General features: G+C 66.8%; 11 protein-coding genes. 9 read left to right on the top strand and 2 right to left on the bottom strand.

Features of this window, described 5'->3' with window-relative positions:
• On the bottom strand, nucleotides 1-272 hold a 272-nt coding region (locus tag IVW53_15475), incomplete at its 3' end, for a hypothetical protein (protein ID MBF6606967.1).
• 153 nt (nucleotides 273-425) lie between these two features.
• Nucleotides 426-965 (bottom strand): hypothetical protein, encoded by a 540-nt coding sequence (locus IVW53_15470; protein ID MBF6606966.1) that lies wholly within the window; start codon nucleotides 963-965, stop codon nucleotides 426-428.
• Between the two features lie 198 nt (nucleotides 966-1,163).
• Between IVW53_15470 and IVW53_15465 the strand changes: the two genes are divergently transcribed.
• The 9 genes from IVW53_15465 to IVW53_15425 form a co-directional block, all read left to right on the top strand.
• On the top strand, nucleotides 1,164-1,595 hold the full coding sequence (locus tag IVW53_15465; protein MBF6606965.1) for a hypothetical protein: 432 nt from the start codon (nucleotides 1,164-1,166) through the stop codon (nucleotides 1,593-1,595).
• A gap of 81 nt (nucleotides 1,596-1,676) precedes the next feature.
• Nucleotides 1,677-1,985: a hypothetical protein gene (locus IVW53_15460; GenBank protein MBF6606964.1), complete on the top strand. Its 309-nt coding sequence runs from the start codon at nucleotides 1,677-1,679 to the stop codon at nucleotides 1,983-1,985.
• 68 nt (nucleotides 1,986-2,053) lie between these two features.
• Complete coding sequence (locus IVW53_15455) at nucleotides 2,054-3,178, top strand: hypothetical protein (protein ID MBF6606963.1); 1,125 nt, start codon at nucleotides 2,054-2,056, stop codon at nucleotides 3,176-3,178.
• A 13-nt stretch (nucleotides 3,179-3,191) separates the two neighbouring features.
• Complete coding sequence (locus tag IVW53_15450; protein ID MBF6606962.1) at nucleotides 3,192-3,491, top strand: hypothetical protein; 300 nt, start codon at nucleotides 3,192-3,194, stop codon at nucleotides 3,489-3,491.
• 1 nt (nucleotide 3,492) lies between these two features.
• Complete coding sequence (locus IVW53_15445) at nucleotides 3,493-3,771, top strand: hypothetical protein (GenBank protein ID MBF6606961.1); 279 nt, start codon at nucleotides 3,493-3,495, stop codon at nucleotides 3,769-3,771.
• Nucleotides 3,772-4,248, top strand: a complete 477-nt coding sequence (locus IVW53_15440) for a hypothetical protein (protein ID MBF6606960.1) — start codon at nucleotides 3,772-3,774, stop codon at nucleotides 4,246-4,248.
• 8 nt (nucleotides 4,249-4,256) lie between these two features.
• Complete coding sequence (locus IVW53_15435) at nucleotides 4,257-4,685, top strand: hypothetical protein (GenBank protein ID MBF6606959.1); 429 nt, start codon at nucleotides 4,257-4,259, stop codon at nucleotides 4,683-4,685.
• A 2-nt stretch (nucleotides 4,686-4,687) separates the two neighbouring features.
• A complete protein-coding gene (locus IVW53_15430) occupies nucleotides 4,688-5,416 on the top strand; it encodes a hypothetical protein (protein ID MBF6606958.1) in 729 nt (242 codons plus the stop codon).
• Nucleotides 5,417-5,496: 80 nt separating this feature from the next.
• The coding region (locus IVW53_15425; GenBank protein ID MBF6606957.1) for a transglycosylase SLT domain-containing protein at nucleotides 5,497-5,919 on the top strand (423 nt) is incomplete at its 3' end.

Raw genomic sequence — 5,919 nt, 5'->3', positions numbered from 1 at the left:
GTGATCGTGAAGCGGCGCGGCCGATACCCCGAGAATGTCACCTGGGGTGCCAGCTGCGCGATCAGCGTCTGTGAGGTGATGTCCCAGTAGTAGGGGAACGTCGGCTTGTCAGCGTGCTCGACGTTGACACGGAGCGCCTTGATCACCTTCCCCGCCGGCGCGCTCGCCGGTTTGATGGTCATCTCGCCGAGCTGCGCGGACACGATGGTCATCGAACGCGCTTCCCCCGCGCCGAGCTCAAGGATTTCGAAGGGACCTTCGAGGTCAGCCACGTTCGCTCCCACGCAAGATTCCCGACTCGCCCGCGGGCTCTGAAAATTTTTGGCACCGAACGGCACCGAAACATTTCACTGGATTCCCCGTTCGAGGCGACCCTGATCCTCTCACACGAGCCATCATTCAGTCAAGCCCCACCCGTGGTCACGTCAAGCCGGCGCGGTGCCGGCATCTGACGCATCGGTCAATTGCTGTGGAAGAGATCCCTGGCGCTGTCGGGCGAGGCGGGTAGCGATGTACATGTCCACCCAGTCGGGGTGAAACTGCTCCAGGGTGATCCCGTCTTCCCGCGCCAGCTGCAGCACCATGTCGTCCGCGATGGCGTACAGCAGCAGCATTTCGATCGACGCATTGGGCTGAATCTTCACGTTCGGCGTGAACGGAAGCAAGCGCGAATAGAGGCGCAGCTGGCCCAGTGCGACGGGGTGCGCGACGATCTTCGCCTCGACGATCGTCACCTTGTCTCGCCCGAAAATAATCGCGTCCGCCCACCGCGCGTATGCGTTGTGGACGAGTTTCGCCTCCATCGGATCAAGGTCCTGATTGGCGAATTCGAGCGGCATCGAACCGAGCCGGACGTTTTGCTGGTAGAAGTCGTCGCCGTGGCGCGCGACCAGCCATTCGGCGACAAGCCGCCGTTCGACTTGCTGGCCCCTGCGTACGCTCGTGTCATCCGTCGCCGTCGGCATGCAACCTCGCACGGCGCCCACACGCACCGCGATCGCGCGATCCGTGCGGCCCGTTGCAAAGTCTATGCGCGATCCGTACGGTCGTGTCAAGCGCCGGCGATCACCAGGTCCGTCGGCGCTGCCACCTTGAACAGGGGCGGCGGGCCGGATCGTCCAGGCCCGTCACCGCCGCCCTCATCGAAACACGGAGGATCTGATATGGCTGGCGTTGACGCCGCACGCATGCTCGACAAGTACCAGCGACGGACTGCGGCCGCGGGCGCAGACTACGTCGCCGGCGTGCAGAACCCGAAGCGCTCGTTCAAGACGGCGGCGCTCGCCGCGAACGGCAAGTGGAAGAACCGCGTGCAGGAAGCGATCCAGGCCGATCGCTTCGCCGCCGGCATGAACGGCGTCAACGAACAGGAGGCGATCGCGACGGCGACGGCCGACGGCGGCGCCGCGTACACCGCCGGCGTCGCCAAGCGCATCCCGAAGGTGCAGCGCGCATTCCAGGTGATCGCGCCGCAAATCAGCGCGGTCAGTCAGCGGGTGCAGGGCATGCCGCAGGACACCCCGCAGCAGCGCGAACAGCGGATGCTCGCCAACCTGCAGGGGATGCGGGCCGTCAGCTCGCGGAGCGGCCGCTAACACACGGCGTCCCAGGCGGGCGGCGTCGCCGCGGGTGTAGAGCTCACGGCGACGCCGCGGGCGCAGCAGCAGGAGCGCGACATGGCACAGGAACTGACGTACCAGGACGGCCACGCGAAGTGTCAGGGCAGCGGCTGCCCGAACCTCGTCTATGCGCACCTCGCGCACCTGCCGCACCTCTGCATGGACTGCGCGCAACCCGTCATCGATCGGCTCGCGGCGCTGCGCGGCCGCATGGAGCGCGGCGAGATCTCGAGCGAAGAGCACAACCGCCTCGCCGCGAAGGTCGGCACCGACGACGAAGAAGCGCCGCCCGCAGAGGACCCGCCGGCGGACGAACCGCCGGCCGGCAAAGGCCGCAACGGCAACGGCGCGACGACGGCGAGCTAGCAAGCGGGTAGCGGCCCCTACGGGCGATCGGAGCACACAACATGGCATCGTGGGAACGCCGATACCTGGTGAAGCAGCAGGCGCTCAACAGCGACAACCAGACGTTCGATTTCCTGGCGCCACGCGCCGGCGTGCTGTCCGGCCTGCAGGTCAAGCTCGCGTACACCAACGGCGCCACGGGCGGCGGCGGGCAGGACATCGCCGACATCGTCAGCAAGATCCAGGTCGTCGGCAACGGCTCCGACATCCTCTTCTCGCTCAGCGGCTACGAGCTGCTGAAGTGGGCGTACAAGTGGCAGAAGGACCGCGCGGTGCAGCTGCGCGACGCGCAGCCGAACGACGTGCAGTACTGCACGTTCCCCGTCCTCTTCGGCCGCTACCTCGGCGACAAGGATTACTGGATCAACCTCGCCGACTACAACACGCTCGACATCCAAATCACCTACGCGCCGACGATTAGCGCCACGCAGTTTGCGACGCTGACCGGCGTGCTCGACATCATCGGCGTCTTCTGGCCGACGGGCGTCGGCGTGCCGGCGCGCAAGGGCTGGCTGCGCACGACGCAGATCAACAAGTTCACCACCGTCGCGGCCGGCGAGAACGTGCAGATTCTCAGCAACCGCTACCCCTACGCCGGCCTCATGGTCTACGCGTTCAAGCAGGGCGACGTCGAGGGCGCGGACATCACGACGGTGGAGCTGCGGCTCGACGGCGGCACGTACATCCCGATCACCGGCCGCTGGGTGGACCTGCAGGAAGAGAATGACGTGGCGGTCATCAACGAGCCGATCGAGGAGATGATCACCTTCGCCGGCGACAACACGGCGATCGAGACGCGCAGCGGCCGGCTGCTCAGCGCGCAGTCGGAGCTCGTCTTCCCCGACGCCGCGGACGCGCTCGTCCCGATCTTCCGCATCCGCTCGATGAGCGGCTCGCAGATCACAACGGCGCAGGTCAGCGCGGCCGGCTCGACTGTGACCGGCGGCGGCGCCGTCGATGCGACGAAGCGGCCGGTGCTGTGGCGCTCGCGCGGTGTCGGCATCGGTCACGCGGTGTTCGTGCCGCTGACGCGCAACGACGATTTCGACATGCCGTTCGACGCGCCGGCGCACCAGGACATCCGCCTGGCGCTGGTCCAGGGCGGCGCCGGCGCCGACGTGCGCGTCAGCGCCTGGGAGATCGTCGCCGCGTAGGAAGAGGCGCCCCGTGTGCGACGCTGACAACACGCCGAACGGCTACGCCTTTGTTCAGGCGGACACGCTGCTGACGCAGGGCCGCGGCACGCTCCGGCACGTGCAGGTGAGCGCAGGCGCCGCGGGCTACCACTGCACGCTCTACGACGGGAATTCGGCGAACGGGCGCGTCATCGCGAAGTTTGACGACCCGGGGCTGCTGGGGATCGGTATGGAGTTTGCGCCGGCGGACGGCGTCCCCTACGAGTTCGGGCTCTTCATCGCGGTCGCCAACGGCAACGTCACCGTTGTCTGGCGCACGGCTGCCGATTAGCGTGGAACCACCCGCGCTCACCATCAGCCACGGACAGGCGACCGTCGCCGCTGCCGGCACGCGCGTCCAGCTGCCCGACGGGCCGGCGCGCACGGTGAGCATCAAAGCACTGCACGCGAACACCGGCATCGTCTACGTCGGCGGCTCCACCGTCGCCGCGGCGAACGGCTATCCGCTGAACAAAGACGACGCGATCGACATCGCCATCGACAACCTCAGCTCGATATGGATCGACGCCGACACCAACGGCAGCGCCGTCGCCTGGATGGTCGTGGACTGAATGGGAGTGTTGATCTCGAGCCGGCCGGCGGCGGGCGTCGGCGGCGGCGGCGGCGGCGGCACGAGCGATATCACGGTCATCGCCCAGGGCAACAACAACTACACCCACAGCGGCGGCTTCGCGGACATCGACGCGGTGCACCTGATCGCCACGTTCACGCTGCTCGAAACGCGCACCGTGCTCATCCTCTTCAACTTCACCGGCGAGCTGTCAACGGGACGCGGCGCCTACGATTTCCTGATCGACGGCGTCCGCGCCGGCGACGCGACCAACGGGCTGATCGGCGTCGAGGGTCCGCTCCTCGCGCGCTTCCCCGTGAACATGATGCACGCCGTTGTGCTGGCAAAGGGGAACCACACGATCAAGCCGCAGTACGGCATCGTCAGCGGCGGCGGCAATATCTCGTGTCTCGGCGCCGATAGCGGCGGCTTCGGCGACGGCAAGCCGCTGTTGTTCGTGCTCGCCTGCAACCCGTAGGAGACGCCGTGTTCTACGAATTCGACGTGACGGTCCCGCCCAACACGCTGCGCGCGTCGCCGGTGATCGTGCCGGTGGAGTTCGTCGCCGGCGCCATCGTCGGCGTGCACGTGCAGATCCCGCTCGGCTGTCGCGCGCTCGCGCACACCGCCGCGTACAACGAGCTGCACCAGGTGTGGCCCGCCAACCAGGACGGCGACATCAAGGGCGACGGCGCGATCGTCAGCTGGCCGGAAGATTATGAGGTCCCGAGCGACAACTACCAGCTGCAGATCTACGCCTGGTCCGACGACGACACGTTCGCGCACACGCTCACCTGGCGCTTCGCGTTTCAGACGGCCGCGGAACGCGCGCAGCAGAACACGGCGATGCAGGCGCTGAATTACCTGGCGAAGTGGTTCGCGCAGCAGGGCGGCGCCAGCGTTGGAGGTGCGTAGCGATGGCACACGGCACGCCGGATTGGGGCGCCACCAACGCGCATCAGACGACGTACAGCGTCAACGATCTCGGCGAGCTCGCCGCGCGTTTGGGCTCGCCGGACGTGCACGATCGAAGAGGCGACGTCGTCGCGCTCGACTCCTTCGAGGACGGGATAGCGCGCTACGACTTCACCACCGTCGGCACAGAATCCGTTGGCCAAGCCACCGTCCAACGTTCGCAACACGGCGCATGGTCGGTTCTCTTGCGGGCGGGGGCGAACCCAGGCGACCAGGTGCAACTTATCGCGTCACAGCCGCCTATCGTGCGCGGCCGCGTCGGCGTCGAAATCTCGATGAGCATCGCGCAAATTCCCATCACGTTCGAGCTGCACATCCAGTCCTACGACGGCGCCAAGCTGACGAACTTCGGGCTGCTGTGGAACGCTACGAGCCTCGCACTCGAGTACAACAACGCAGCCAACACGCCGGTCGCATTCGCGACGGCTATCGACCTGCCGGTGAATCTGCCGACATGGAACATGTTCAAGCTCGTCGCGGACCTCACGACCGGCCAATATGTGCGCGCCGTCGTCAACAATCTGGAGTACGACCTCTCGGGGTTTCTGCCCCCGCAGTCGGCCGACGGCCGCGCGCCGCGCGTTGACACTAACGTCACCGTCGTCGGCACCCCGACAACGAACTCCCGCGTCTTCGTCGATGACATGATCATCACCCAGAATGAGCCGTAGCGACCCGTAGACGTGGCGCCGTGAGAGGGGATATAATCGCCAGTGACTGGCCTGGACACCTGCGACGGGAGTCCGCGCCCATGGTCCAGCTCGGCCGCGTCAACGTCCCCGACACCATCGCCTGCGTCATCCGCGACGAAGCCGACAAGATCAATTGTCCGCAGTACATCGCGCTCGGCATCGCGATGGCCGAGAGCGCGTTCGACCCCAACGCCGTCGGCGACAACGGCTGCTCGATCGGCCTCTTCCAGCTCAACACGTGCGGCGGCCAGGGCAGCGACTACGCCAACAACAAGGACGCGCTGAAGGACCCGCGCCTGAACGCGAAGATCGCGCTGCTGCCGATCGCCGGCGCCGTGTACAACTGCACGCTGAACGGCAACCACGGCGAGGACCTGATCCGCTGCGTCGCCGTGAACAGCGGCCACCCAGGGCACGTCGACCTGCACGATCCGCGCGTCACCAACATCTTCAACGACTGCATGCTGCTCATCTTCAACGCC

Source organism: Chloroflexota bacterium (genome assembly GCA_015478725.1).
GTDB lineage: Bacteria > Chloroflexota > Limnocylindria > Limnocylindrales > CSP1-4 > C-114.
This window is presented reverse-complemented; position numbering and strand designations above follow the sequence as displayed.

What these genes read in the sequence shown, in the direction of transcription:
- IVW53_15470 (MBF6606966.1), bottom strand. Translation starts at nt 965, where the DNA reads ATGCCGACGGCGACGGATGACACGAGCGTACGCAGGGGCCAGCAAGTC.
- IVW53_15465 (MBF6606965.1), top strand. Translation starts at nt 1,164, where the DNA reads ATGGCTGGCGTTGACGCCGCACGCATGCTCGACAAGTACCAGCGACGG.
- IVW53_15460 (MBF6606964.1), top strand. Translation starts at nt 1,677, where the DNA reads ATGGCACAGGAACTGACGTACCAGGACGGCCACGCGAAGTGTCAGGGC.
- IVW53_15440 (MBF6606960.1), top strand. Translation starts at nt 3,772, where the DNA reads ATGGGAGTGTTGATCTCGAGCCGGCCGGCGGCGGGCGTCGGCGGCGGC.
- IVW53_15430 (MBF6606958.1), top strand. Translation starts at nt 4,688, where the DNA reads ATGGCACACGGCACGCCGGATTGGGGCGCCACCAACGCGCATCAGACG.